Raw genomic sequence first — 24089 nt, 5'->3', positions numbered from 1 at the left:
AACAGTCAGTTTCATACTCGCAAGCTTTCTCATGATGAGCACATTGACCGCCGCCTCTCCCGCAGAAGAACGAACAGATACAAAAGGAAAAAAAGCAACAGTCAAAACAGGGATCGAAACACTTCTCTCAAGCAACCTTTCATGGCTAAAAGGGAAAAGAGTTGGTCTCATTACCAACCCGACTGGCATTGATGCAAATATGAAAAGCAGTGTCGATCTCCTATTTGAACATCCAAATATCAAGCTCACTGCTTTATATGGACCTGAACACGGCGTACGCGGCGATGCACAAGCAGGAGAAGGCGTCGAATCCTATACCGATGAAAAAACAGGTCTTCCTGTTTACTCTCTTTATGGAAAAACAAGAAAACCAACTCCTGAAATGCTGAAAAATGTAGATATCCTGCTGTTTGATATTCAAGACGTTGGTGCTCGTTATTACACCTATATTTACACAATGGCCTATGCGATGGAAGCTGCTAAGGAAAACAACATTCCCTTTGTTGTCCTAGACCGCCCAAATCCCATTGGCGGACTAAAAGTAGAAGGACCTGTTTTAGAGCCTGAACACGCCTCATTTGTAGGGCTCTATCCAATCCCATTAAGACATGGAATGACCACTGGTGAACTTGCAAAACTGTTTAACAAAGAGTTTCATATCAATGCTGATGTAACAGTCGTAAAAATGAAAAATTGGAAGCGGTCCATGACATTTGATGACACAAAGCTGCCGTTCGTCCTTCCTTCTCCTAACATGCCAACAGTGGATAGTACCTTTGTATATCCTGCCACAGGATTAATTGAAGGCACAAATGTCTCTGAAGGCAGAGGAACGACTAAACCATTTGAGCTCATTGGTGCACCATATATCAATAGCAGCGAGCTGGCAGATCACTTAAATCAGCTAAAACTAAAAGGCGTTCAATTTAGAACTGTGTCATTCACCCCTACATTTTCTAAACATGCCGGTACACTATCTCATGGTGTGCAATTATACGTCACAGACCGCTCATCCTTCGAAGCGGTGAAAACGGGGTTATCCATTATCAAAGCAATACATGATTTATACCCTAATGACTTTCAGTTCCTTCAAACAGGCAGCTTTGATAAACTCATTGGGAATGGCTGGATGAAAGAAGAGATCAATAAAGGAACTTCCGTCAAACACATTATGAAACGCTATCATCACGACCTCAAAACATTCGAAAAGAAGCGAAAAAAATATCTCATCTATTAAATCACAGAAAAAACCTCCATCTATCAAAGGATGGAGGTTTTTTTCATGAGAAAGATTTGGTCACAGCAGGTGCTTTCAGCTCAAAACGATTGAGTAAGAAACCAAACAAGGCAGCAAGCACTTGCTGAAACAGCATGCCGATCACCACAGGAACAGCGACAGCAGGCGGGAAAAAGCTAATGGCAAGCACAGCCCCCGCACTAATGTTTCTCATACCGCCCGTATACACGATGGCCACAATCTCTCCTTGAGTACATTTCATCGTCTTTCCAATCAACCATGCAAACGCATATCCGCTCATCGCAATGAGAAACACAGTCGCTGCCTTGCTAAAAAATGCGGCATCCAGTTCACGCAAGTATGGCGCAACAACAGAACTGTTAATCGACACCACTACAAACAAGCCTATTTTTGAAAAAGGTGACAGTGTCTGACTGATCATTTTCGTCACAGCAGGCTTTGCATAGTGACGAACGAGCATGCCTAAAATAGATGGAAGCACCACCATCCCAAACAGCCCTTTCATGATCGCGACCATGTCCATATGAACCTGTGTACCGGCTAAAAGTGACAAACTGGCTGGCACAATCAATGGCGAAAGCAATGTATCAATTAAAATAATGGATAACGTTAACCCAACATTCCCCTTATACATTGCCGCCCATATTAAACTAGAAACTCCTGTGGGAATCACCATTGCAAGTGTCAAACCGGTGATCGTCATGGCATCACCCGCAAATATGAGATGTCCCGCTGACCAAGCATAAAGAGGCATCAACACGTGTAAAATCATAAACGATAAAATCAAAGGCAATGGGTGCATCACCGTATGCTTTAAAGCCGAAAAAGTAGAAGACAAACTCCCTGCAAAGGTCATCACAGCAAATACCCATGGCACCAAAAACGTAAAATCCTTTAAATAGGCCGCCAACAAAACACCGAGTAACACACTAAAAGGTGTAATGAGCGGCATCATCCGGCCGAGCACTTGATTCAAACGCACAAGCATGCCGGCCACCTCCATCCCTTCACTTTCTTACCTTTTCTATTGTAACAGACAGAAAGGCCTTTTTAAGAACCATTCACTTGTTTCACAAGCTTTTGACTTGATGTATCCATTCCAACTACGTCCACCTGGACGCCATTTGCTTGATACCTTTCCTTTATACGTTCTATCGCTGCTACGCCTGATTCATCCCATATACGTGCTTCAGACAAATCAATCACAACAGATTGGAGTTCTTTCCCCTGATGGAAAGCTTGGATCAAATCAGTGACAGAAGCAAAGAAAATTTGTCCTTTAACTCGATATTCCCAAGTACCTGCCTGGCTTTCTTTAGACGTAATATGAAGCTTCGATATCTTTGCGACAAAGAATACCGCACTAAGCAGTACACCTGCAAAAACGCCTTTTGATAAATCATGAGTCAACACCACCGTCACGACCGTGACAACCATCACAATAGAATCTGTTTTCGGATTCTTTTTTAGCTGCTGAAAGGAACTCCAATCAAATGTGCCAATGGAAACCATGAACATCACAGCCACTAGAGCAGCCATCGGAATTTGAATCACGACATCACCTAGTACAAAAATCAGCACCATTAAAAAAGCACCCGCTACAAAGGTAGAAAGCCGGCCTCGTCCTCCTGCCTTCGTATTAATCACAGATTGGCCAATCATCGCACAGCCAGCCATACCACCAAAGAATCCCGCAACCACATTGGCAATCCCTTGACCTCTCGCTTCCTTGTTCTTATTACTAGACGTCTCTGTCATATCATCGACAATCTGTGCGGTTAAAAGAGACTCAAGTAAACCAACCATCGCAAGTGCTAAAGAATAAGGAAAAATGATAGCAAGTGTTTCCCAGTTAAACGGAACTTGAGGTATCAGAAAAACAGGCAAAGAACTAGGAAGCTCTCCCATATCTCCAACTGTTCTAACATCAATATGTCCAAATACGGCCAATATCGTCATTACAATAATGGCAATGAGTGGGGAAGGTATCACCTTTATCACCATAGGCAATAAATAAATGATCAGCAAGGCGCCCCCTGTCATCATATACATGGCCATTGATTCCCCAACGAAATGTGGAAGCTGAGCCATGAAGATCATAATAGCCAACGCATTAACAAAGCCAACCATGACGGACCTCGGAATAAATTTCATCAAACGAGACACTCGGCACAATCCAAACACAATTTGAATCAAACCTGTCAAAATCGTAGCTGCAAACAAATATTGCAACCCATGATCAGCGACCAAGTTAACCATGACGAGTGCCATAGCCCCTGTTGCAGCCGAAATCATGCCTGGGCGTCCACCAACAAACGAAATCACAATCGCAATACAAAACGATGCATACAAGCCGACCTTCGGATCAACGCCCGCAATAATCGAAAACGCAATTGCCTCAGGAATTAAAGCCAGTGCGACTAATATACCCGCAAGCACGTCCTGACGTACATATCCAAACCATTCTTGCTTTACAAATAAATCTTTCAAACCATCTACTCCTTTTTATATACATACCGTACATGGAAAAAGAAGATCAACTATACCTGGAGATAAAGAAAGGAAAAACAAACGATACTTCACTTTCGGGGGAAAAGAGGAACGTACAGAGTCTTTTAATATAGAGGATATCACTTTAGTAAGAATAAAAGAAAGAGAATGAAGAATCAAGAACAAAAAGAAGGAGATAAGCAAAAAATCGATGCAACACTTCTGTGCAAGCCGTTTTATTCTTTTTCCTAATGTCATCAGTCTACTGATCATCGAGCAGTTCAATATATATGTAAACAAACAAAAAAAGCCTTCTCATCATCGAGAAACCTTGTCATATCAACATATAGAGGAAAGCTTCCAAGCGGGCTCGAACCGCTGACCTCTTCCTTACCATGGAAGTGCTCTACCTACTGAGCTATGGAAGCATGGCTCCGCAGGTAGGACTCGAACCTACGACCGATCGGTTAACAGCCGATAGCTCTACCACTGAGCTACTGCGGAATGATAAAGTAACTTCTTCCATTGGAAGGATATAAACAAAAAGCTTGGCGGCGTCCTACTCTCACAGGGGGAAACCCCCAACTACCATCGGCGCTGAAGAGCTTAACTTCCGTGTTCGGTATGGGAACGGGTGTGACCTCTTCGCTATCGCCACCAAACCTGATGGAGAGAATGTTCTCTCAAAACTAGATAACAATGTTCATGCTTCACAATAGAATATAGGTTAAGTCCTCGATCTATTAGTATCTGTCAGCTCCACGTGTCACCACGCTTCCACCTCAGACCTATCAACCTGATCATCTTTCAGGGATCTTACTTCCTTGCGGAATGGGAAATCTCATCTTGAGGGGGGCTTCATGCTTAGATGCTTTCAGCACTTATCCCGTCCGCACATAGCTACCCAGCGATGCCCTTGGCAGAACAACTGGTACACCAGCGGTGCGTCCATCCCGGTCCTCTCGTACTAAGGACAGCTCCTCTCAAATTTCCTGCGCCCGCGACGGATAGGGACCGAACTGTCTCACGACGTTCTGAACCCAGCTCGCGTACCGCTTTAATGGGCGAACAGCCCAACCCTTGGGACCGACTACAGCCCCAGGATGCGATGAGCCGACATCGAGGTGCCAAACCTCCCCGTCGATGTGGACTCTTGGGGGAGATAAGCCTGTTATCCCCGGGGTAGCTTTTATCCGTTGAGCGATGGCCCTTCCATGCGGAACCACCGGATCACTAAGCCCGACTTTCGTCCCTGCTCGACTTGTAGGTCTCGCAGTCAAGCTCCCTTGTGCCTTTACACTCTGCGAATGATTTCCAACCATTCTGAGGGAACCTTTGGGCGCCTCCGTTACATTTTAGGAGGCGACCGCCCCAGTCAAACTGCCCACCTGACACTGTCTCCCTGCCCGATAAGGACAGCGGGTTAGAAGGTCAATACAGCCAGGGTAGTATCCCACCGATGCCTCCACCGAAGCTAGCGCTCCGGTTTCCAAGGCTCCTACCTATCCTGTACAAGCTGTACCAACATTCAATATCAGGCTGCAGTAAAGCTCCACGGGGTCTTTCCGTCCTGTCGCGGGTAACCTGCATCTTCACAGGTACTATAATTTCACCGAGTCTCTCGTTGAGACAGTGCCCAGATCGTTGCGCCTTTCGTGCGGGTCGGAACTTACCCGACAAGGAATTTCGCTACCTTAGGACCGTTATAGTTACGGCCGCCGTTTACTGGGGCTTCAATTCGCACCTTCGCTTACGCTAAGCGCTCCTCTTAACCTTCCAGCACCGGGCAGGCGTCAGCCCCTATACTTCGCCTTACGGCTTCGCAGAGACCTGTGTTTTTGCTAAACAGTCGCCTGGGCCTATTCACTGCGGCTTCTCGGGGCTTTAACACCCTAAGAAGCACCCCTTCTCCCGAAGTTACGGGGTCATTTTGCCGAGTTCCTTAACGAGAGTTCTCTCGATCACCTTAGGATTCTCTCCTCGCCTACCTGTGTCGGTTTGCGGTACGGGCACCTCTCACCTCGCTAGAGGCTTTTCTTGGCAGTGTGGAATCAGGAACTTCGCTACTAAATTTCGCTCGCCATCACAGCTCAGCCTTTATGGGAAACGGATTTGCCTATTTCCCAGCCTAACTGCTTGGACGCGGATATCCAATACCGCGCTTACCCTATCCTCCTGCGTCCCCCCATTGCTCAAATGGTGAGGAGGTGGTACAGGAATATCAACCTGTTGTCCATCGCCTACGCCTTTCGGCCTCGGCTTAGGTCCCGACTAACCCTGAGCGGACGAGCCTTCCTCAGGAAACCTTAGGCATTCGGTGGACGGGATTCTCACCCGTCTTTCGCTACTCATACCGGCATTCTCACTTCTAAGCGCTCCACCAGTCCTTCCGGTCTGGCTTCACAGCCCTTAGAACGCTCTCCTACCACTGTTCGTAAGAACAGTCCGCAGCTTCGGTGATACGTTTAGCCCCGGTACATTTTCGGCGCAGAGTCACTCGACCAGTGAGCTATTACGCACTCTTTAAATGGTGGCTGCTTCTAAGCCAACATCCTGGTTGTCTAAGCAACTCCACATCCTTTTCCACTTAACGTATACTTTGGGACCTTAGCTGGCGGTCTGGGCTGTTTCCCTTTCGACTACGGATCTTATCACTCGCAGTCTGACTCCCAAGGATAAGTCATCGGCATTCGGAGTTTGACTGAATTCGGTAACCCGGTAGGGGCCCCTAGTCCAATCAGTGCTCTACCTCCGAGACTCTTACCTTGAGGCTAGCCCTAAAGCTATTTCGGAGAGAACCAGCTATCTCCAGGTTCGATTGGCATTTCACCCCTACCCACACCTCATCCCCGCACTTTTCAACGTGCGTGGGTTCGGGCCTCCATTCAGTGTTACCTGAACTTCACCCTGGACATGGGTAGATCACCTGGTTTCGGGTCTACGACCACGTACTCATGCGCCCTATTCAGACTCGCTTTCGCTGCGGCTCCGCATCTTCTGCTTAACCTTGCACGGGATCGTAACTCGCCGGTTCATTCTACAAAAGGCACGCCATCACCCGTTAACGGGCTCTGACTACTTGTAGGCACACGGTTTCAGGATCTATTTCACTCCCCTTCCGGGGTGCTTTTCACCTTTCCCTCACGGTACTGGTTCACTATCGGTCACTAGGGAGTATTTAGCCTTGGGAGATGGTCCTCCCGGATTCCGACGGAATTTCACGTGTTCCGCCGTACTCAGGATCCACTCTGGAGAGAATGACATTTCAGTTACAGGGCTGTTACCTTCTTTGGCGGGCCTTTCCAGACCTCTTCGCTTATATCATTCCTTTGTAACTCCGTATAGAGTGTCCTACAACCCCAAGAGGCAAGCCTCTTGGTTTGGGCTGTTCCCGTTTCGCTCGCCGCTACTCAGGGAATCGCATTTGCTTTCTCTTCCTCCGGGTACTTAGATGTTTCAGTTCCCCGGGTATGCCTTCTCATACTCTATGTATTCAAGTATGGATACTACTCCATTACGAGCAGTGGGTTTCCCCATTCGGAAATCTCCGGATCAAAGCTTGCTTACAGCTCCCCGAAGCATATCGGTGTTCGTCCCGTCCTTCATCGGCTCCTAGTGCCAAGGCATCCACCGTGCGCCCTTTCTAACTTAACCATTTCTTACTTTAGAAAGAATCACTATGTGTGATGAACTTTGCATTGCATTCAATGTGAATGTATTACTTATTGTTATCTAGTTTTCAAAGAACAATCCTGTCTCGCTAGAGACATGTTTTGAAGGAATGATCCTTCAAAACTAAACAAGACGAAAACGTACGCTGCTCCATATATCCTTAGAAAGGAGGTGATCCAGCCGCACCTTCCGATACGGCTACCTTGTTACGACTTCACCCCAATCATCTGCCCCACCTTCGGCGGCTGGCTCCATAAAGGTTACCTCACCGACTTCGGGTGTTGCAAACTCTCGTGGTGTGACGGGCGGTGTGTACAAGGCCCGGGAACGTATTCACCGCGGCATGCTGATCCGCGATTACTAGCGATTCCAGCTTCACGCAGTCGAGTTGCAGACTGCGATCCGAACTGAGAACAGATTTATGGGATTGGCTAAACCTTGCGGTCTTGCAGCCCTTTGTTCTGTCCATTGTAGCACGTGTGTAGCCCAGGTCATAAGGGGCATGATGATTTGACGTCATCCCCACCTTCCTCCGGTTTGTCACCGGCAGTCACCTTAGAGTGCCCAACTGAATGCTGGCAACTAAGATCAAGGGTTGCGCTCGTTGCGGGACTTAACCCAACATCTCACGACACGAGCTGACGACAACCATGCACCACCTGTCACTCTGTCCCCGAAGGGAAAGCCCTATCTCTAGGGTTGTCAGAGGATGTCAAGACCTGGTAAGGTTCTTCGCGTTGCTTCGAATTAAACCACATGCTCCACCGCTTGTGCGGGCCCCCGTCAATTCCTTTGAGTTTCAGTCTTGCGACCGTACTCCCCAGGCGGAGTGCTTAATGCGTTAGCTGCAGCACTAAGGGGCGGAAACCCCCTAACACTTAGCACTCATCGTTTACGGCGTGGACTACCAGGGTATCTAATCCTGTTCGCTCCCCACGCTTTCGCTCCTCAGCGTCAGTTACAGACCAGAGAGTCGCCTTCGCCACTGGTGTTCCTCCACATCTCTACGCATTTCACCGCTACACGTGGAATTCCACTCTCCTCTTCTGCACTCAAGTTTCCCAGTTTCCAATGACCCTCCCCGGTTGAGCCGGGGGCTTTCACATCAGACTTAAGAAACCGCCTGCGAGCCCTTTACGCCCAATAATTCCGGACAACGCTTGCCACCTACGTATTACCGCGGCTGCTGGCACGTAGTTAGCCGTGGCTTTCTGGTTAGGTACCGTCAAGGTGCGAGCAGTTACTCTCGCACTTGTTCTTCCCTAACAACAGAGCTTTACGATCCGAAAACCTTCATCACTCACGCGGCGTTGCTCCGTCAGACTTTCGTCCATTGCGGAAGATTCCCTACTGCTGCCTCCCGTAGGAGTCTGGGCCGTGTCTCAGTCCCAGTGTGGCCGATCACCCTCTCAGGTCGGCTACGCATCGTCGCCTTGGTGAGCCATTACCCCACCAACTAGCTAATGCGCCGCGGGTCCATCTGTAAGTGACAGCCGAAACCGTCTTTCATCCTTGAACCATGCGGTTCAAGGAACTATCCGGTATTAGCTCCGGTTTCCCGGAGTTATCCCAGTCTTACAGGCAGGTTACCCACGTGTTACTCACCCGTCCGCCGCTAACATCCGGGAGCAAGCTCCCTTCTGTCCGCTCGACTTGCATGTATTAGGCACGCCGCCAGCGTTCGTCCTGAGCCAGGATCAAACTCTCCGAAAAAGTACAAAACCGAAGTTTTGCTTTTCGCCAGTTTGACTGACTACCTATGAAGTATCATAGGATTTTTTATAAAAACTCGAATTAACAGGTACGTTTTGTCTTGTTTAGTTTTCAAAGATCATCTCCGCCGTTCTTAGCGGCTTTAATAATATAACATTTCGCTTCATCTTATGTCAACAACTTTTTTCAAGTTTATTTCCCGAAGCGTTTTGTGTTTGTCACTGTGTGTCAGCGACGATTAATAATATATCACGAAAGCATTCTCTTGGTCAACGCCTTTTCAAAACTTTTTTTTGAAATAGTTTTATTAAGCATCTTAAACCCTTGTCCTGCATACAATCAAGTAACAATCTTGGACAAGGCAGGAGTGTTTGAATTGAGTCGATTATATGTGTTGCCTATTAAACGGCTGAAGCAAGTTGTCATTATTCTTGTAGCAGCCCTTGCAGCTGCAACCTTTTTTTATGTACAAAAGGCACCGCCGCTGTCGGTATTTAAAACTGAACATGGACCCCGAGCCATTTATAAAGGCGAAACTTCATCAAAGCACGTCTCTCTCACTTTTAATATTGGCTGGGGAGATGAGAAGGCTGTTCCTATTTTAAATGTCCTTCGAGAGTACGGTATAAAGAACGCCACCTTCTTTCTGTCTGCTTCTTGGGCTGAGCGTCATCCTGATATCGTGAAACAAATTAGGGAGGACGGCCATCAAATTGGAAGCCTCGGCTATGCTTATAAAAATTATAGCCAGCTTGAGGATAGTGAGATCAAGCAAGATCTTGTCCGTGCACAAAATACATTTCAAAAGCTTGGACTAGATGACATTCAACTATTAAGACCGCCAACTGGACAGTTTAACGAAACAGCACTAAAAATAGCCACACAGTACGGTTATACCGTTGTTCATTACAGCATCAATTCACAGGATTGGCTGAATCCGGGTGTCGACCAGATTGTTCAGAATGTAAATGATCGAATGAAAAGCGGAGACATTGTTCTCCTTCACGCCTCAGATTCAGCAACCCAAACCGCTCAAGCCTTACCCGCTATTTTGAAACAAATAAAAGAAAAGCATTTAAAAAATGTGACGGTTGGCGAACTGATCTCCAATACGAAAACAAAGTCATCAGAAGTTAAGTAGCTTTCGCTTTTGAAAACCGCGGCATCGCTAACAGCTGAAACGCATTACAGCCTAATAGCGGGAATAGCATTAAATACAGCCAGTCCTCTTCATTGACTCTAAGCGCCGGGAACCATTCTAACGACGTGATGACGACCATGAGAAACATTGCAGAAACAAATGTTTTCTTAGAGGACTGCTGCTGTTTAAAGTAAGCCACGATCAATGCAAACACACCGATAAATAAAGGCAGCCACAAGTATGGAAAAAACGATTCATTTTCCCCGAAAAACAAAAATCGCAAGTAAGCTAAATCAAACAGCACAAAAATCACAAGAAACAGCTGAATGGTATTCCATAAAGAATGCGACCGAAAAATCTCTAATGCAAATCGGTGCACTGTCAAAAAAACAACAAACCCCATCTGGCTAATTACACTAAAGATCATCCCTACACCAATGAACCAAAATAACACAGATGCGATCTCTAGAAATTCAAACGATATAAAAAGCTTCTGATATTTCCCCCACTCCAGCGCAAAGCCTACCACGCTTGTAATGACCGCTCCAACAGCTAGCACAGAGAAGAAAAAACGAACTAAATCCCGACTTTTCATTGAATTGATCCAACCCCTATTTTTGTTATGTATAAATTTACGTGAAACATTCATATTAAAAGTAAGACATGTAACGAAAGGAGCCACAGTATGTCAAAAGGCATCTTGCGTATAATGAGCTGTTTTCTTCTTTTATCTCTAACAGCTTGTGCTCCCAAAACCCAATCCTCATCTAATATGGACTATGACGAAACAAAAAAAATGGTCGTCGATATATTAAAGACAGATGACGGTAAAAAGGCCATTCAACAGTTATTAAATGACGAGGCAATGAATGAAGCTTTGGTAATGGATGAACAAACTGTGAAAAAAACGATAGAGAAAACACTGACTTCTGATAAAGGCAAAGAGTTCTGGAAGAAGGTCTTTGAGGATTCTAAATTTGCCGAGACTTTCGCAAAATCCATGCAGCAACAGCATGAAAGAATGTTAAAACAGTTAATGAAGGATCCTGACTATCAACAGCTGATGATGGATATTCTCAAAGATCCTGAGATGGAAAAGAAATACGGTGAACTTGTAAAAAGCAAAGAGTTTAGAAAGCACTTAGAAAAAGTCATTACGGAAACATTGAGCAGCCCTCTTTATAAGAAGAAATTCGAAGATGAGCTCAAAAAGGCAGCATCTGAAAGCGGCAGTGATTCCGGCTCGAAAGATAGCGAAGGAAGCGATTAGTTAAACATCACCCGAGTGGCATTCATCCACTCGGGCTTTCATTATGCTTTCACTGCTAATTGTTCAATGACTTTATTCGCAATGTGTTGATACACTTCTCCTGTAGGATGACTTGCATCATAGACAGAAGGCGCGAAATCATCCTCATTCCAATCAGGCTGTCTTAAAGGAATTTGGCCAAGGACTGATACACGCAGCTCTTCAGCCAGCTTGTCCCCGCCGCCTTTTCCAAAGACGTATTCCTTTTCACCTGTTTTTTTGCTTTCATAATAACTCATATTCTCAACGACCCCGAGCACCTCATGATCTGTTTGCAGTGCCATTGCGCCTGCTCTTGCTGCAACGAAGGCAGCCGTTGGATGCGGTGTAGTGACAATGATTTCTTTACAGCTAGGCAGCATTGTATGAATATCAAGCGCTACATCTCCCGTTCCAGGCGGAAGGTCTAATAGTAAGTAATCTAATTCTCCCCACTCAACTTCGTGGAAGAAGTTATTTAACATTTTTCCAAGCATCGGTCCTCTCCAAATAACCGGTGCATTTTCTTCAACAAAAAAGCCCATTGAAATCACTTTGACACCAAAGCGCTCCACAGGAATAATTTTTTCCCCTTTAACTGTTGGTCTGACAGTGATTCCCATCATATCCGGTACACTAAAGCCATAAATATCAGCATCAATCAGCCCGACTTTTTTCCCTAGACGAGCAAGCGCTACAGCAAGGTTAACAGAAACCGTTGATTTACCAACGCCGCCCTTTCCACTCGCAATCGCTAAGAACTCAGGCGGATTTTTGGAGTTAAGCAGGGTTTCTTCCTCATCTTGTGATGGCATAAACTTTTCAAGTGTTTCCTGAGGAAGTTCCTCAAAACGAAGTCCTACTGTGTTAGCGCCAGCTGCTTTCAAGGCTTGTACGATGTCTTGCTGCAGCTTCATCTGCTCAGCAGTGCCTGTTTTGGCAATAGCCACCTTCAGGCTCACATGCTCTTTCTCAGGCTTTAGGCTGATTTCCTTGATGGCATCCAGCTCACCAAGCGGTATATGAAGGAAAGGTTCGTCCATCTTCCCAACTAGTTTTCTCACATCATCTTGTCCGATCATAGCAGAACCTCACCCTTTATTGAATTCGTTTACAATCCAAGTATATCATACATATCCTTACAATGTCTGTCCTGTTTGCCTGCGATCAAAAGGAAAAAGCCCCTTATTCAGGCGGCTCTTTTTGCTCTGTTAAATATCTTAAAATCCCTTTATAAATAGAGGCAGCAATTTGATCCTGATATTTAGGTGTTGCCAGCTGGCCAGCCTCTTTCGGATTGGAGAGAAATCCAATTTCCACAAGAGCTCCTGGCTTTGTGACATTTTGCATTAAATAAATGCCGTTGATCCGCTTCGCTTTTCGATCTGTGTTTTCAAGATTTCTGCGTAATTCATCTTGAATGAACTTCGCCGCCTTTTCATTCTCTTCATACTTTCCGTAAAAAAACGTCTGCGCTCCGCTCCATTTGTTCGATGGTATCGCATTTAAATGAATGCTTAAATAGAGGTCCGCTTCAGATTCATTGATAACTTTAACGCGGTTCCTTAAATCCTCCGCTTTCTTCCGGGCATAACCCTTTGTATTCTTTGATGATAAATCAGAATCATCCTCTCGGGTCATGAGAACAAGTGCTCCCTGCTCCTGCAAATAGTCACGTATCTTCATGGATACATCTAGCGCAATCTCTTTCTCAAGCAGCTCTCCTCCTACAGCCCCGCCATCTGGACCGCCGTGACCCGGATCTAAATAGATGATCTTCCCGCTTAGAGGCAAATTCCACGATTTCCAAGAATCATCATTTAGAAATTGAAACCTGAATAAGAATAAGAGGACAATAAACCCGATTAAAAACCCTGTCCACTTCAGCTTTCTTTTCATCCCTGTCCCTCCCATACACCATTATTTTATAGATATGGGACAAGGGCTGGAAATATGCTTAGTGCAGCCGAAGCTTGTGTCTTTTTTCTGATTCACGAAAGCCTTCCTGCCACCACATGCTTAAAAAATCTTTCGCAAATGGATATAAACATGACATCTTCCGCTCCATACGGAACATATTCCCCCACGATTGCAAGCATCCTGCGAGCTCTTCAATCAGCTCAGCTTCCTCCTGGGAGGACCGTTTTTTGATATCGTCGAACGATTCCCCGTATTTACTCGACTCACCGTATCTCCCGCCAGCTAAAAAAGCTTCAATGGCGAAATCGATACAGCCATCACTCATAATCCCAGCTGGATCATCTGCAAATGGAAACAGCTTCTTTGTGAATTTCTCAGAAGCGGCCGTTACTTGTTGAAGAGACAATGTACGCAAAAGCTTCTTTTCAAGCGTGACATCTCTTTTTGTTTTTAGTTGATAAAATGAAAGCACTTCTGCCATGGACTGAACTCCTTTTTTCTTTGTATTGTTCGTTGGTTTGAACAAAACATGCAGTTCAGTAAATGGAAATGACGGCCTGTGAACGATCGGAATGGAAAATTGTGATAAAATAGACATTTACATATAGAAAGAACAATAAAGGGGCAAAATCAATGAAGAAATGGATGTATATCCTGCTGCTATTAACAGTCGTCTTATCTGCATGCAGCAGTCAAGCCACAGAGAAAAAGAGCGATATAAAAGGAATAGAAGACATATCCTTAAAACAACTTTCAACACACAAAAACACGTATCTCGGTGACAATTCAGCCATTCGTGAAATCTTATCAGATCTTCCTGGAGGCGTAATACGTGAATTTGAAATCATCGATGGAAAAGCATTAGACGTCACGTATGGAGTAAAAGAAAATGCAGGCTATACAGAAGAACAGTTTGACGCCTTCTGGTTTGATCAAAAGGATACGATCGAAAAAACGTATTTATACAACGCCATCGCACTTTTTATTCTTGTCGATAACGTAGAGCAAGTGACACTTAACATGAGCTCTAAAGACGAGCCGTCCGTCACGTTTAAAAGAAAACAGCTAGAAAAAGAGCTCCCTCACCCTTTTAAAAAGTACAAAGACGATACTGCGCTTTGGCAAAAGGAACTGGTTGATGGAGTTGTGAAGTCAAAAAAGAAACGCCAAGATGTATACAAAGCGTTTCCAATGCAGAAATAATAAAACAGAGGGATGTTTCCCTCTGTTTTTTGATGTTTATGTATTGAAAGCCTGTATCAATCGTTGTCGAAAGTTTTGATCCACTGCTGCAGTAAGCATAAATTCGTTGAATACTCCCCCAATCCAGTGAGAATTGTTCGCTTTCGGATCATTGATAAAAAGAGAAATGGATATAGAGGATGTATCTGTTCTTCGATATAAAGCACCTGTGAAAACGAACAATGTTGCTCCGCCTTTATACCAAAGATATTGATCTGTTTCCTTTTTCAATGTTTCTCCCAGTACGATTTGGCTAAAAAGACTCTTTTCTTCTATTGTTAACAGCTCATCCTGGAGACGTTTCATAAAATGTGCATATTGATTGGTTGTAGACTTTGTCAACTTTTGCGTCAGTAATGATTGAATACGCCAGCCTAATAAGTTCTTTTTTTTCATTTTTTCTTCTAACGCCTTTTTATGCTCTGGGTCATTTTTCATGATATTAAAAATCTCATTCATTAGAGATTTGTATTGTTCTTCGGATACACCGCTCATTTTCTTGAATGCATCCCGCCGACGATCAGATACATAAGCGGACCACAAAATCATTGGCGTCAGCGGCATGAGTTCATCATGTTCTGTAAGACCTGCTTGTTTCATCTGATCATTGATCTTTTCTAAGCCCAGCCGGTCAATCAAATAATCCGTACAAGCATTCGAACTGAATTGCATCATCCCTTTGGCAACATCTAATAAAGTCGCATGCTCAGAAAAATCATTGACCTCCAGCCAGTACGCGTGCGCACCACCGTCTGTCTATCAATATAAAACCGCTCTATAGCAGACAATGCCACTTTTTCCTCTAGCTTGATGGTGCGGCTCGATACAGCTTTAGCGAAATGAAATAAAACCACTAATTTCACCGTACTTGCAAGTGGTGTTTTTTGATCAGCATTCCATTCTAACATTACATCATCATTTTCAATGATTGTCACTGAAACGTCCTTTTTGTTTTTTGTGACAAATGTCAAAAGATCTTCCTTCGTTTTCTTCATATCTCTTTTATACAGCAAGACTTGAACCACCACGTAAAGTATGACCACACATATGACAATTAGACCGGTTTTGAGTAACATGTTTCTCCTTTCCAAATAACAGAGGATTTACATGTTTAATATAACAAATATTTCAAATAAAGGCACAAAAAAGGCAGAGGTTTGTGAATCCTCCGCTTCATGATGTCCTTATTCATGGGGCAAATGCAGCTTCATTCCTTCATGAGTGGCTGCAAATCCTAATTTCTCATAAAAATGGCGTGCTTCTGGCCTCTGTTTGTCTGTTGTCAGCTGGACCATATGACAGCCGCGGTCGCTTGCGCGTTGAATGGCCCACTTTATAAGCAGCGAGCCGACTCCTTTTCCTCTATAGGTCGAAGCCGTACGAACTCCTTCAATGGATGCTCTCCATCCCCCTTGATGTGTAAGAAATGGCGTCATGGTTAACTGAAGAACACCAACTGCTTCTTTCTGGTCACACGCAACAATGAGTTCAATATTTGGATCAGCATCGATTGATTGAAAGGCTTTGATATAGCTTTCTAATAATGGGCGAGTGTAACGCTCTCTCTTTTGACCTAACTTATCATCTGAAAGCATGAAGACGATTTTGTCGAGATCTTCTTGCACAGCTTCTCTAAATGTCAATTGATTTAAATTCAATGAAAGCACCTCCTATGATAGATGGAAGACTGTTTTTCACTTACTAAAATACCAGTTAAGAGCGTTCTCATATAAAAATTTGATCAGCTGCTTTTTCATCAAAGTACTTCATATCATGAAAACTGATCAAGCTCTCTTCTCGAACCATTCCTCTTGTAGGAGGGCATAGTAAAACTCATCCCACCACTCATTTCCTTGGGGTATACACTGTTTAAAATACCCCTCTCTCCTCATCCCCAATTTCTCCATCACTCTCCACGATGGCACATTTTCAGGCTGACAAGTGGCAATGATCCGATGTAAGTTTAGTGTGTGAAAACCATGATGCAGGACAGCATAAGCCGCTTCTGATGCATATCCCTTGTTTTGATAGGCAGGATTGAAAACCCAGCCAATCTCATAAGTGTGCTCACCAAAGTAAGAATGAAACACGATATGCCCGATGCAAATCTGGTCTTCTTTTAATAGAACAGCAAAATTCTTGGCTGTTTTAAGACGATTATTTTTAACAAATTCCTGCGCATTTTCTTTAGAAAAAACACCTTCCGGAATATACTTCATCACTTCCGGATCAGAAGTATATGCATAGACATCCTGCCAATCATCCTCAGCAAATGAGCGAATGATACACCTTTCTGTTGTTAGATTCATATGACACCCCCTCCATAGACTTCGTTTTTTAAACAGAAACCTTGTTATAATCCTATTTTATATGTTTCCATACAGAAAAAAACACAAATAAAAAAGCACCAGCAGGATGCTGATGCTTTTTTTATAAGGTTTGTCTGTAACAAACCTTTGTAAAACGTCCATACAATATAAAATTGATTAACGTTTTGAGAACTGAGGTGCGCGACGAGCGCCTTTAAGACCGTATTTCTTACGCTCTTTCATACGAGAGTCACGAGTAAGAAGTCCAGCACGTTTAAGTGGTGTACGGTACTCAGGATCTACTTCTAGAAGAGCACGAGAGATACCGTGACGAATTGCTCCAGCTTGACCAGAGAATCCACCACCGTGAACATTTACAAGAACATCGTAGCTGTTAGCTGTTTCTGTGATGTTCAAAGGCTGTTTCACGTCTTCGATTAAAGCAGCGAATGGAATGTATTCAGTAATTTCACGATTATTAACGACGATACGGCCTTCACCTGGAACTAAGCGAACGCGCGCTACAGAACTTTTACGACGACCTGTACCGTAATATTGAACCTGTGCCAAATTGTTAACCTCCCTTATAATTAACCGCGAAGTTCGTAAACTTCAGGTTGTTGTGCTTGATGTGGATGCTCAGAACCACGGTACACATTTAATTTTTTGAACATTTGACGACCTAGTGGACCCTTTGGAAGCATACCTTTGATAGCAAGCTCCAACATTTTTTCAGGGTAGTTTGTACGCATCTCAAGAGCAGTTCTTTGTTTCAAACCACCTGGGTGCATCGTGTGACGGTAGTAAATTTTGTCCGTCAATTTCTTGCCAGTTAATTCGATTTTCTCAGCATTGATGATGATCACATGATCACCTGTATCAACGTGTGGTGTATAAGTTGGTTTGTGCTTACCGCGCAAAAGTGATGCTACTTCAGTAGAAAGACGACCTAGAGTCTTGCCTGCCGCATCAACAACTAGCCATTTGCGCTCAATTGTGCTTGCGTTCGCCATTGGTGTTGTACGCATGAGTTTCCCTCCTAAATAAATCAATGAATTTTCCTTGAATCAAATGCTACGTTCTATTTCAAAACACAGATAAGTCTTCCGGGGCTTATTTGTGGGGTTGAAATACATACCATATGATATCTTATAACTTTCTGCTTCCTGTGTCAAGAACATGTTACACCTGGTTTAGTTGTCATAGAAAACTTCCCATAAATACAGTCCGTGACTAGGCGCAGTCTTGCCTGCCGCTTCGCGATTTCGGGCGGCAAGCATGGCTTTTATCTCCTCAGGGTGAAATTTACCAGAACCGATTTCAAGCAACGTTCCAGCGATAATCCGCACCATGTTGTATAAAAAACCATTCCCTCTCACACGCATTTCAAGCCCGTCTGAGACGTTTCTCCACTCGAGGGCATAAATATCCCTCACCTTGTCCTGAACCTCTGTATTGGCCGCACAAAAGCTTGTAAAGTCATGTGTCCCAATCAGGTGCTCTGCGGCTTCTCTCATTTTATCGATGTCCAGCCGGTAAGGATAGTGGCAGGCATACTGTCTCGTGAACACATTTTGGTGGGTTTCTGTTGAGACCTTATAACGGTACTCCTTCGAAACAACACCAAATCTGGCATGAAACGAATCATCGACCTCCTCAGCCTTTAGAACACGGATATCACCCGGCAGCAGGCTGTTGAGGGCAAAAGGCCATCTCTCCATCGGGATCGAGAGCGGGGTCTCAAAATGGATGACCTGTCCCTTTGCATGAACACCGCTGTCCGTCCGGCCGGAAGCCACAATCGGAATCAGTTCATCCTGTTTGTGCATTCTTGCCAGGGCAGACTCTATCTCTGTCTGAACGGTTCGCTGCCCTGGCTGCACCTGATAGCCTTTAAAATGTGTCCCATCGTAGGATACGGTACATTTGACCTTCATCTAGGAATCACCTAATTTCTAAGCAGCACAAGGAGTGCTGTTAACAGGATGAATAGAAGCAGCGTGAACGTGTCCTTCATGCCCCAGACAAGCTGACGGTATTTCGTCCGTCCTTCTCCCCCGCGGTAGCCTCTCGCTTCCATCGCGGTCGCCAGTTCCTCTGCACGCTTAAACGCACTGACGAAAAGCGGAACAAGCAAAGGAACGATAGCTTTCAGGCGATCCTTTAAAGGTCCGCTTGTAAAATCAACGCCTCGTGCCATTTGTGCCTTCATGATTTTATCCGTCTCTTCTAATAACGTCGGAATAAACCGAAGAGAGATGGACATCATGAGAGCAAGTTCATGAACAGGCAGTTTGATTTTACGGAATGGGTGCAGCAGTTTTTCCATCCCGTCTGTCACTTCTATAGGCGTTGTGGTTAACGTAAGAAGTGTCGTCATCATAATGAGATAGACAAAACGGAGTGAAATGAAGATCCCCTGCTTTAGACCTTCTTCATAAATATTCAGAAAACCAAAGTGGAATAGCAAGGCGCCATCCTTTGTCATGAAAATATGCAGAATAAAGGTAAACAGGACAATCCATAGGATCGGCTTCATTCCCTTGAGAATAAAGTATAGCGGCACCTGAGAAACCATCACCACAAGAATGGTAAAGACACCTAACAGCCCGTAAGTGATGTAATTATTAGCAAAAAAGACAATAAAGACAAAAAAGAAAATTGATAACAGCTTTGTCCTTGGATCAAGACGATGGACAAAGGATGAGCCTGGCACATATTTGCCGATAATCATACTATCCATCATGATGTCGTGTCCTCCTGATAAAGAGCTGTTAAGGCTTCTGCCATCTCATCCATGGTCAGAAGCGGCCTTGGAAACGTAATACCAAGCTTTTCTTCTACAGTCTGCTGGAATTTAATCGTTTCTGGGAGGTCGAGACCAAACGAAGACATGTCTGTACGATTAGCAAACAACTCTCTCGGCGTGCCTGTCGCCTTCACTGTCCCTTTATGCATCACAATCATTTGATCCGCATAATGAGCGGCATCCTCCATACTATGTGTGACCAGGATCGTGGTAAGGTTTGCCTTTTGATGAAGGTCATAGAACATGTCCATGATTTCCTTCCGTCCGCGTGGATCCAGCCCAGCAGTCGGCTCATCAAGCACAAGCACTTCTGGCTCCATCGCTAAAACGCCTGCAATTGCCACACGTCTCATTTGACCGCCGCTTAGTTCAAAGGGAGATCGAGATAATAGGGATTCAGGAAGACCCACCAGTTTCAGCATCTCCTTCGCCTTCGCTTCTGCCTTCTCTTGAGGGACACCGAAGTTCATTGGACCAAAGCAGATATCCTTGAGGATGGTTTCCTCAAAGAGCTGATGTTCAGGAAACTGAAACACGATGCCTACCTTTTTCCGGAGAGGTTTCATATCCTTCTGCTTTTTATTGGCTTGTAAAATGGTCTCTCCAAGCGCAATGCTCCCCTTCGTTGGTTTGAGCAATCCATTTAAATGCTGCAGCAATGTAGACTTGCCAGAGCCCGTATGACCAATGACAGCGACATAGCTGCCCTCTTTGATGGAAGCATTGACATCATACAAAGCGAGACGCTCAAACGGCGTTTTCATTTGATAACGATGCTCTAATTCTTTGATCGTAATGTCCATAGCTCTTTCACCAATCCTTCTTGTGTCAAATGGGCATTTGCAAGCGGCACACCTTGCTGCTTCAATTGCTTGCTCAATCGATAAGAGAATGGCAGATCAAGTCCAATCTGAACCAGCTGTTCATCTAGTTCAAATACTTCCTCTGGCGTTCCCTCGGCAAATTTCTTCCCGCCATTCATCACAATGACGCGGTCTGCCTTGGCAGCCTCGTCTAAATCATGTGTGATGGAAATGACTGTGACGGTTCCTTGTTCCTTCAGTAGTCTAACAGTTTCTAACACTTCTTCACGGCCAATCGGATCAAGCATTGATGTTGCTTCATCCAAGATCATGATGTCAGGGCTTGCGGCAAGCACACCTGCAATGGCGACTCTCTGCTTCTGCCCGCCTGATAGATGGTGCGGCTCTTGATCAAGAAACTCCTGCATATTGACCTGTTTGACAGCCCAATCTACACGTTCTATCATCAATTCCCGCTCAACCCCGTTATTTTCTAAACCAAAAGCCACATCATCACGAACTGTTGAGCCCACAAATTGGTTATCTGGGTTTTGAAAGACCATTCCGACCTTTTTGCGAATATCCCAAACACTTTCTTCTTTGAGCTCAATCTCTCCAACCTTGACCGTACCAGCATCCGGTAAAATGAGCCCATTCAGCACACGGGCAAGTGTGGATTTACCTGAACCGTTATGACCAACAATGGCGAGCCATTCATTTTGATTCACATGCAGTGACACTTGATCTAAAGCGGGCTTGTCCGCGTCCTTGTGATAACGAAATACAATGTCCTTTACGTCAATTAATGTCTTCCCCATCTCTACCGGACCTCCTCTCAGCTCAACCTCTTCTTTGCTTATTCCTAAAAAAAGCCGTAGTACCTAAAAAAGGGCATAGATCCAGTTATGAACTGTCCCGCCCTTTCTTAGATACACGATATGTGATTAAACTAATTCAATGACAGCCATTGGTGCGCCATCGCCGCGACGAGGTCCAAGCTTCATGATACGAGTGTATCCACCTTGGCGATCTTCGTAGCGAGTTGCAACGTCAGCGAATAATTTTTGAAGTGCATCTTGGTTTGTTTCAGCGTTAGCTACTTCATTACGAATGTAAGCTGCAGCTTGACGGCGAGCATGAAGATCTCCGCGTTTGCCAAGAGTGATCATTTTTTCAACTACAGAGCGAAGTTCTTTCGCACGTGTTTCAGTTGTTTCGATGCGTTCGTTGATGATCAAATCAGTCGTTAGGTCACGAAGCATTGCTTTACGTTGTGCACTAGTGCGTCCTAGCTTTCTGTATGCCATGTGATGTCCCCTCCTTAATTAGAGATGCTGTATGAATAAAAAACACACGAAAATCCTAGTTCACAATGAAACTAGTCAATCGTCTTTACGAAGACCCAGTCCAAGTTCTTCTAGTTTCGCTTTCACTTCTTCAAGAGATTTACGTCCAAGGTTACGAACTTTCATCATATCCTCTTCTGTCTTGTTAGCAAGCTCTTGAACAGTGTTAATACCCGCACGCTTCAAACAGTTGTAAGAACGAACAGAAAGATCAAGCTCTTCAATTGTCATTTCAAGCACTTTTTCTTTTTGGTCTTCTTCTTTCTCAACCATGATTTCAGCATGCTGAGCTTCGTCAGTTAACCCAACGAAAATATTCAGGTGTTCAGTTAAAATCTTAGAACCTAGAGCGATCGCTTCTTTCGGTCCTGTGCTTCCATCAGTCCATACATCTAGTGTTAATTTATCATAGTTTGTGATTTGCCCAACACGGGTGTTCTCCACTTGATAAGTCACACGAGATACAGGTGTATAGATTGAGTCGATCGGAATCACACCGATTGGCTGATCGTCTCTTTTGTTTGCATCAGCAGGATTATACCCGCGACCTCTTTGTGCAGTTAAGCGAACACGGAAGCTCGCATTCTTGCCAAGAGTTGCGATGTGAAGATCTGGATTTAAGATTTCAATATCGCTGTCGTGTGTAATATCAGCAGCTGTTACAGTACCTTCATCTTGTACATCAATTTCAAGCGTCTTCTCTTCTTCAGAGTAGATTTTGAGTGCAAGCTTTTTAATGTTTAAGATAATCGTTGTAACATCTTCAACCACGCCTTCGATCGTTGAGAATTCGTGTAAGACACCATCTATCTGGATCGATGTTACAGCTGCACCAGGAAGTGAGGATAAAAGGATACGACGAAGGGAGTTCCCTAAAGTGGTACCATATCCACGCTCAAGTGGCTCTACGACAAACTTGCCATACTTGGCATCGTCGCTGATTTCAACCGTTTCGATTTTTGGTTTTTCAATTTCGATCATCTAATAAAACCCTCCTTCAAAACGTCGAAACCTCGAATAGAATCATATGAGATTCCATCCGAAATTCCTCATTGTTTAGTCCCGTATGTGCTCAGGCAACGAGTCGTGTATTCGTCTCATAAATAACTGTATCATAACCCATTATTGACAGGGACACAAAATCTATACAAACAAATTACACGCGGCGACGTTTTGGTGGACGGCATCCGTTATGAGGAACTGGAGTTACGTCTCTAATTGCAGTAACTTCAAGACCTGCAGCTTGAAGCGCACGAATTGCAGCTTCACGACCAGAACCAGGACCTTTAACAGTTACTTCAAGTGTTTTAAGACCGTGTTCGATAGAACCTTTAGCAGCTGTTTCAGCAGCCATTTGTGCAGCGAAAGGAGTAGATTTACGAGAACCTCTGAATCCTAATGCACCAGCACTTGACCAAGAAATTGCGTTTCCATGAACATCAGTAATCGTTACAATCGTGTTGTTGAAAGTGGAACGGATATGAGCGATTCCAGCTTCAATATTCTTTTTCACGCGACGTTTACGCGTATTTTGTTTACGAGCAGCAGCCATTCTTTAACTACCTCCTTTACTTATTTTTTCTTGTTAGCTACAGTACGACGCGGACCTTTACGAGTACGCGCGTTGTTTTTTGTGTTTTGTCCACGAACAGGAAGTCCTCTACGATGACGGATTCCGCGGTAGCTTCCGATTTCAATTAGACGCTTAATGTTAAGTGAAACTTCACGACGAAGGTCACCTTCTACTTTAAGTTTGTCAATGATATCACGGATTTTACCAAGTTCGTCTTCAGTTAGATCGCGAACGCGAGTGTCTTCAGAAACACCTGCTTCTTTAAGGACTTGTTGCGCAGTCGTACGACCAATTCCAAAAACATATGTTAAAGAAATGACAACACGCTTATCACGTGGAATATCTACACCAGCAATACGAGCCATGATTTGGGCACCTCCTTGTTATTAGCCTTGTTTTTGTTTATGTTTTGGGTTTTCACAGATCACCATTACTTTTCCTTTTCTGCGAATCACTTTACATTTTTCACAGATAGGTTTAACAGATGGTCTCACTTTCATGTGTTTCCAACCTCCTTCTTCCGGA

Annotated in this window: 25 protein-coding genes, 2 tRNA genes and 3 rRNA genes; 4 read left to right on the top strand and 26 right to left on the bottom strand. The window is 44.4% G+C overall.

Features of this window, described 5'->3' with window-relative positions; all coding sequences use genetic code 11:
• Positions 1-31: 31 nt before the first annotated feature.
• The gene (locus H7F25_RS18610) at positions 32-1237 is read left to right on the top strand and encodes an exo-beta-N-acetylmuramidase NamZ family protein (RefSeq protein ID WP_395960813.1); all 1206 of its coding nucleotides are present in this window, start codon (positions 32-34) and stop codon (positions 1235-1237) included.
• Between the two features lie 43 nt (positions 1238-1280).
• Here the strand turns inward: H7F25_RS18610 and H7F25_RS18605 are convergent, their stop codons facing one another.
• The 7 genes from H7F25_RS18605 to H7F25_RS18575 form a co-directional block, all read right to left on the bottom strand.
• Positions 1281-2246 carry a bile acid:sodium symporter family protein gene (locus tag H7F25_RS18605; RefSeq protein WP_024424456.1) on the bottom strand — a complete coding sequence of 322 codons (966 nt, stop codon included), beginning with the start codon at positions 2244-2246 and terminating at the stop codon, positions 1281-1283.
• A 62-nt stretch (positions 2247-2308) separates the two neighbouring features.
• Complete coding sequence (locus H7F25_RS18600; RefSeq protein WP_185854036.1) at positions 2309-3748, bottom strand: SulP family inorganic anion transporter; 1440 nt, start codon at positions 3746-3748, stop codon at positions 2309-2311.
• Between the two features lie 355 nt (positions 3749-4103).
• Positions 4104-4176 (bottom strand) — tRNA-Thr (locus H7F25_RS18595).
• 1 nt (position 4177) lies between these two features.
• Positions 4178-4252, bottom strand: a tRNA-Asn gene (locus tag H7F25_RS18590).
• 42 nt (positions 4253-4294) lie between these two features.
• Positions 4295-4410 (bottom strand): 5S ribosomal RNA (gene rrf / locus H7F25_RS18585).
• A 61-nt stretch (positions 4411-4471) separates the two neighbouring features.
• Positions 4472-7402, bottom strand: a 23S ribosomal RNA gene (locus tag H7F25_RS18580).
• A 182-nt stretch (positions 7403-7584) separates the two neighbouring features.
• A 16S ribosomal RNA gene (locus H7F25_RS18575) occupies positions 7585-9133 on the bottom strand.
• Together the 16S, 23S and 5S rRNA genes with 2 tRNA genes alongside form the textbook arrangement of a ribosomal RNA operon.
• Before the next feature lie 376 nt (positions 9134-9509).
• Between H7F25_RS18575 and pdaB the strand changes: the two genes are divergently transcribed.
• Positions 9510-10274 (top strand): polysaccharide deacetylase family sporulation protein PdaB, encoded by a 765-nt coding sequence (gene pdaB / locus H7F25_RS18570; protein ID WP_024425619.1) that lies wholly within the window; start codon positions 9510-9512, stop codon positions 10272-10274.
• Here the strand turns inward: pdaB and H7F25_RS18565 are convergent.
• Positions 10267-10869: a KinB-signaling pathway activation protein gene (locus tag H7F25_RS18565; protein WP_185854035.1), complete on the bottom strand. Its 603-nt coding sequence runs from the start codon at positions 10867-10869 to the stop codon at positions 10267-10269. The two genes, pdaB and H7F25_RS18565, sit on opposite strands and share 8 nt — an antisense overlap.
• Positions 10870-10959: 90 nt before the next feature.
• On the opposite strand from H7F25_RS18565, the gene gerD reads away from it, so the two are divergent.
• Positions 10960-11544 (top strand): spore germination lipoprotein GerD, encoded by a 585-nt coding sequence (gene gerD, locus H7F25_RS18560; RefSeq protein WP_024425617.1) that lies wholly within the window; start codon positions 10960-10962, stop codon positions 11542-11544.
• A gap of 41 nt (positions 11545-11585) precedes the next feature.
• Here gerD and H7F25_RS18555 read toward each other — a convergent pair whose 3' ends face one another.
• The 3 genes from H7F25_RS18555 to H7F25_RS18545 all read right to left on the bottom strand — a co-directional run bounded on the left by H7F25_RS18555 (position 11586) and on the right by H7F25_RS18545 (position 13963).
• Positions 11586-12644: an Mrp/NBP35 family ATP-binding protein gene (locus H7F25_RS18555; protein WP_024425873.1), complete on the bottom strand. Its 1059-nt coding sequence runs from the start codon at positions 12642-12644 to the stop codon at positions 11586-11588.
• Positions 12645-12747: 103 nt separating this feature from the next.
• Entirely contained in the window at positions 12748-13461 is a 714-nt protein-coding gene (cwlD, locus tag H7F25_RS18550) for an N-acetylmuramoyl-L-alanine amidase CwlD (RefSeq protein ID WP_024425615.1), read from the bottom strand.
• A gap of 58 nt (positions 13462-13519) precedes the next feature.
• On the bottom strand, positions 13520-13963 hold the full coding sequence (locus H7F25_RS18545) for a DUF2521 family protein (RefSeq protein WP_044333888.1): 444 nt from the start codon (positions 13961-13963) through the stop codon (positions 13520-13522).
• Between the two features lie 152 nt (positions 13964-14115).
• On the opposite strand from H7F25_RS18545, the gene H7F25_RS18540 reads away from it, so the two are divergent.
• Positions 14116-14685, top strand: coding sequence for a DUF4825 domain-containing protein (locus H7F25_RS18540; protein ID WP_044333887.1), 570 nt, complete (start codon positions 14116-14118; stop codon positions 14683-14685).
• 36 nt (positions 14686-14721) lie between these two features.
• Here the strand turns inward: H7F25_RS18540 and H7F25_RS18535 are convergent, their stop codons facing one another.
• From H7F25_RS18535 to rpmJ, 15 genes are all read right to left on the bottom strand, one after another.
• Positions 14722-15399, bottom strand: coding sequence for a serine hydrolase (locus H7F25_RS18535; RefSeq protein ID WP_260627225.1), 678 nt, complete (start codon positions 15397-15399; stop codon positions 14722-14724).
• A 14-nt stretch (positions 15400-15413) separates the two neighbouring features.
• The gene (locus H7F25_RS19430) at positions 15414-15737 is read right to left on the bottom strand and encodes a serine hydrolase (RefSeq protein ID WP_260627224.1); all 324 of its coding nucleotides are present in this window, start codon (positions 15735-15737) and stop codon (positions 15414-15416) included.
• A 171-nt stretch (positions 15738-15908) separates the two neighbouring features.
• On the bottom strand, positions 15909-16319 hold the full coding sequence (locus H7F25_RS18530; RefSeq protein WP_221899241.1) for a GNAT family N-acetyltransferase: 411 nt from the start codon (positions 16317-16319) through the stop codon (positions 15909-15911).
• A 189-nt stretch (positions 16320-16508) separates the two neighbouring features.
• On the bottom strand, positions 16509-17033 hold the full coding sequence (locus H7F25_RS18525; protein WP_185854034.1) for a GNAT family N-acetyltransferase: 525 nt from the start codon (positions 17031-17033) through the stop codon (positions 16509-16511).
• A 177-nt stretch (positions 17034-17210) separates the two neighbouring features.
• Positions 17211-17603, bottom strand: coding sequence for a 30S ribosomal protein S9 (gene rpsI, locus H7F25_RS18520; protein ID WP_007496354.1), 393 nt, complete (start codon positions 17601-17603; stop codon positions 17211-17213).
• A 20-nt stretch (positions 17604-17623) separates the two neighbouring features.
• Positions 17624-18061, bottom strand: coding sequence for a 50S ribosomal protein L13 (rplM, locus tag H7F25_RS18515; RefSeq protein ID WP_003217042.1), 438 nt, complete (start codon positions 18059-18061; stop codon positions 17624-17626).
• A 165-nt stretch (positions 18062-18226) separates the two neighbouring features.
• The gene (truA, locus tag H7F25_RS18510) at positions 18227-18970 is read right to left on the bottom strand and encodes a tRNA pseudouridine(38-40) synthase TruA (RefSeq protein ID WP_133745009.1); all 744 of its coding nucleotides are present in this window, start codon (positions 18968-18970) and stop codon (positions 18227-18229) included.
• 11 nt (positions 18971-18981) lie between these two features.
• Positions 18982-19779, bottom strand: a complete 798-nt coding sequence (locus tag H7F25_RS18505; RefSeq protein ID WP_024425607.1) for an energy-coupling factor transporter transmembrane component T family protein — start codon at positions 19777-19779, stop codon at positions 18982-18984.
• A complete protein-coding gene (locus tag H7F25_RS18500; protein ID WP_024425606.1) occupies positions 19776-20645 on the bottom strand; it encodes an energy-coupling factor ABC transporter ATP-binding protein in 870 nt (289 codons plus the stop codon). Before H7F25_RS18500 ends, H7F25_RS18505 begins: the two co-directional genes overlap by 4 nt.
• On the bottom strand, positions 20621-21463 hold the full coding sequence (locus H7F25_RS18495; protein WP_008356549.1) for an energy-coupling factor ABC transporter ATP-binding protein: 843 nt from the start codon (positions 21461-21463) through the stop codon (positions 20621-20623). The genes H7F25_RS18500 and H7F25_RS18495 overlap by 25 nt, the downstream gene beginning before the upstream one ends.
• Positions 21464-21589: 126 nt before the next feature.
• Complete coding sequence (rplQ, locus tag H7F25_RS18490; RefSeq protein WP_003216944.1) at positions 21590-21952, bottom strand: 50S ribosomal protein L17; 363 nt, start codon at positions 21950-21952, stop codon at positions 21590-21592.
• A 75-nt stretch (positions 21953-22027) separates the two neighbouring features.
• Positions 22028-22972 (bottom strand): DNA-directed RNA polymerase subunit alpha, encoded by a 945-nt coding sequence (locus tag H7F25_RS18485; RefSeq protein WP_003217009.1) that lies wholly within the window; start codon positions 22970-22972, stop codon positions 22028-22030.
• 175 nt (positions 22973-23147) lie between these two features.
• Positions 23148-23543, bottom strand: coding sequence for a 30S ribosomal protein S11 (gene rpsK / locus H7F25_RS18480; RefSeq protein ID WP_003217231.1), 396 nt, complete (start codon positions 23541-23543; stop codon positions 23148-23150).
• Positions 23544-23563: 20 nt separating this feature from the next.
• Positions 23564-23929 (bottom strand): 30S ribosomal protein S13, encoded by a 366-nt coding sequence (gene rpsM / locus H7F25_RS18475; protein ID WP_003217023.1) that lies wholly within the window; start codon positions 23927-23929, stop codon positions 23564-23566.
• A gap of 21 nt (positions 23930-23950) precedes the next feature.
• Positions 23951-24064 (bottom strand): 50S ribosomal protein L36, encoded by a 114-nt coding sequence (gene rpmJ, locus H7F25_RS18470; protein ID WP_003156543.1) that lies wholly within the window; start codon positions 24062-24064, stop codon positions 23951-23953.
• Positions 24065-24089: the final 25 nt, after the last annotated feature.

This window comes from Bacillus sp. PAMC28571, from assembly GCF_014250435.1.
GTDB classification, from domain to species: domain Bacteria; phylum Bacillota; class Bacilli; order Bacillales; family Bacillaceae; genus Bacillus; species Bacillus safensis.
The sequence above is the reverse complement of the archived record's forward strand: the minus strand, read 5'-3'. Positions and strand labels throughout refer to the sequence as shown.

What these genes read in the sequence shown, in the direction of transcription:
- H7F25_RS18485 (WP_003217009.1), bottom strand. Translation starts at nt 22,972, where the DNA reads ATGATCGAAATTGAAAAACCAAAAATCGAAACGGTTGAAATCAGCGAC.
- H7F25_RS18610 (WP_395960813.1), top strand. Translation starts at nt 32, where the DNA reads ATGATGAGCACATTGACCGCCGCCTCTCCCGCAGAAGAACGAACAGAT.
- rplQ (WP_003216944.1), bottom strand. Translation starts at nt 21,952, where the DNA reads ATGGCATACAGAAAGCTAGGACGCACTAGTGCACAACGTAAAGCAATG.
- gerD (WP_024425617.1), top strand. Translation starts at nt 10,960, where the DNA reads ATGTCAAAAGGCATCTTGCGTATAATGAGCTGTTTTCTTCTTTTATCT.
- rpmJ (WP_003156543.1), bottom strand. Translation starts at nt 24,064, where the DNA reads ATGAAAGTGAGACCATCTGTTAAACCTATCTGTGAAAAATGTAAAGTG.
- H7F25_RS18525 (WP_185854034.1), bottom strand. Translation starts at nt 17,033, where the DNA reads ATGAATCTAACAACAGAAAGGTGTATCATTCGCTCATTTGCTGAGGAT.
- H7F25_RS18500 (WP_024425606.1), bottom strand. Translation starts at nt 20,645, where the DNA reads ATGGACATTACGATCAAAGAATTAGAGCATCGTTATCAAATGAAAACG.
- H7F25_RS18540 (WP_044333887.1), top strand. Translation starts at nt 14,116, where the DNA reads ATGAAGAAATGGATGTATATCCTGCTGCTATTAACAGTCGTCTTATCT.
- H7F25_RS18565 (WP_185854035.1), bottom strand. Translation starts at nt 10,869, where the DNA reads ATGAAAAGTCGGGATTTAGTTCGTTTTTTCTTCTCTGTGCTAGCTGTT.
- H7F25_RS18535 (WP_260627225.1), bottom strand. Translation starts at nt 15,399, where the DNA reads ATGATGCAATTCAGTTCGAATGCTTGTACGGATTATTTGATTGACCGG.
- H7F25_RS18495 (WP_008356549.1), bottom strand. Translation starts at nt 21,463, where the DNA reads ATGGGGAAGACATTAATTGACGTAAAGGACATTGTATTTCGTTATCAC.
- H7F25_RS18545 (WP_044333888.1), bottom strand. Translation starts at nt 13,963, where the DNA reads ATGGCAGAAGTGCTTTCATTTTATCAACTAAAAACAAAAAGAGATGTC.
- H7F25_RS18530 (WP_221899241.1), bottom strand. Translation starts at nt 16,319, where the DNA reads ATGCTTTCAGATGATAAGTTAGGTCAAAAGAGAGAGCGTTACACTCGC.
- rpsM (WP_003217023.1), bottom strand. Translation starts at nt 23,929, where the DNA reads ATGGCTCGTATTGCTGGTGTAGATATTCCACGTGATAAGCGTGTTGTC.
- truA (WP_133745009.1), bottom strand. Translation starts at nt 18,970, where the DNA reads ATGAAGGTCAAATGTACCGTATCCTACGATGGGACACATTTTAAAGGC.
- rplM (WP_003217042.1), bottom strand. Translation starts at nt 18,061, where the DNA reads ATGCGTACAACACCAATGGCGAACGCAAGCACAATTGAGCGCAAATGG.
- H7F25_RS18505 (WP_024425607.1), bottom strand. Translation starts at nt 19,779, where the DNA reads ATGATGGATAGTATGATTATCGGCAAATATGTGCCAGGCTCATCCTTT.
- H7F25_RS18555 (WP_024425873.1), bottom strand. Translation starts at nt 12,644, where the DNA reads ATGATCGGACAAGATGATGTGAGAAAACTAGTTGGGAAGATGGACGAA.
- rpsK (WP_003217231.1), bottom strand. Translation starts at nt 23,543, where the DNA reads ATGGCTGCTGCTCGTAAACAAAATACGCGTAAACGTCGCGTGAAAAAG.
- H7F25_RS18605 (WP_024424456.1), bottom strand. Translation starts at nt 2,246, where the DNA reads ATGCTTGTGCGTTTGAATCAAGTGCTCGGCCGGATGATGCCGCTCATT.
- cwlD (WP_024425615.1), bottom strand. Translation starts at nt 13,461, where the DNA reads ATGAAAAGAAAGCTGAAGTGGACAGGGTTTTTAATCGGGTTTATTGTC.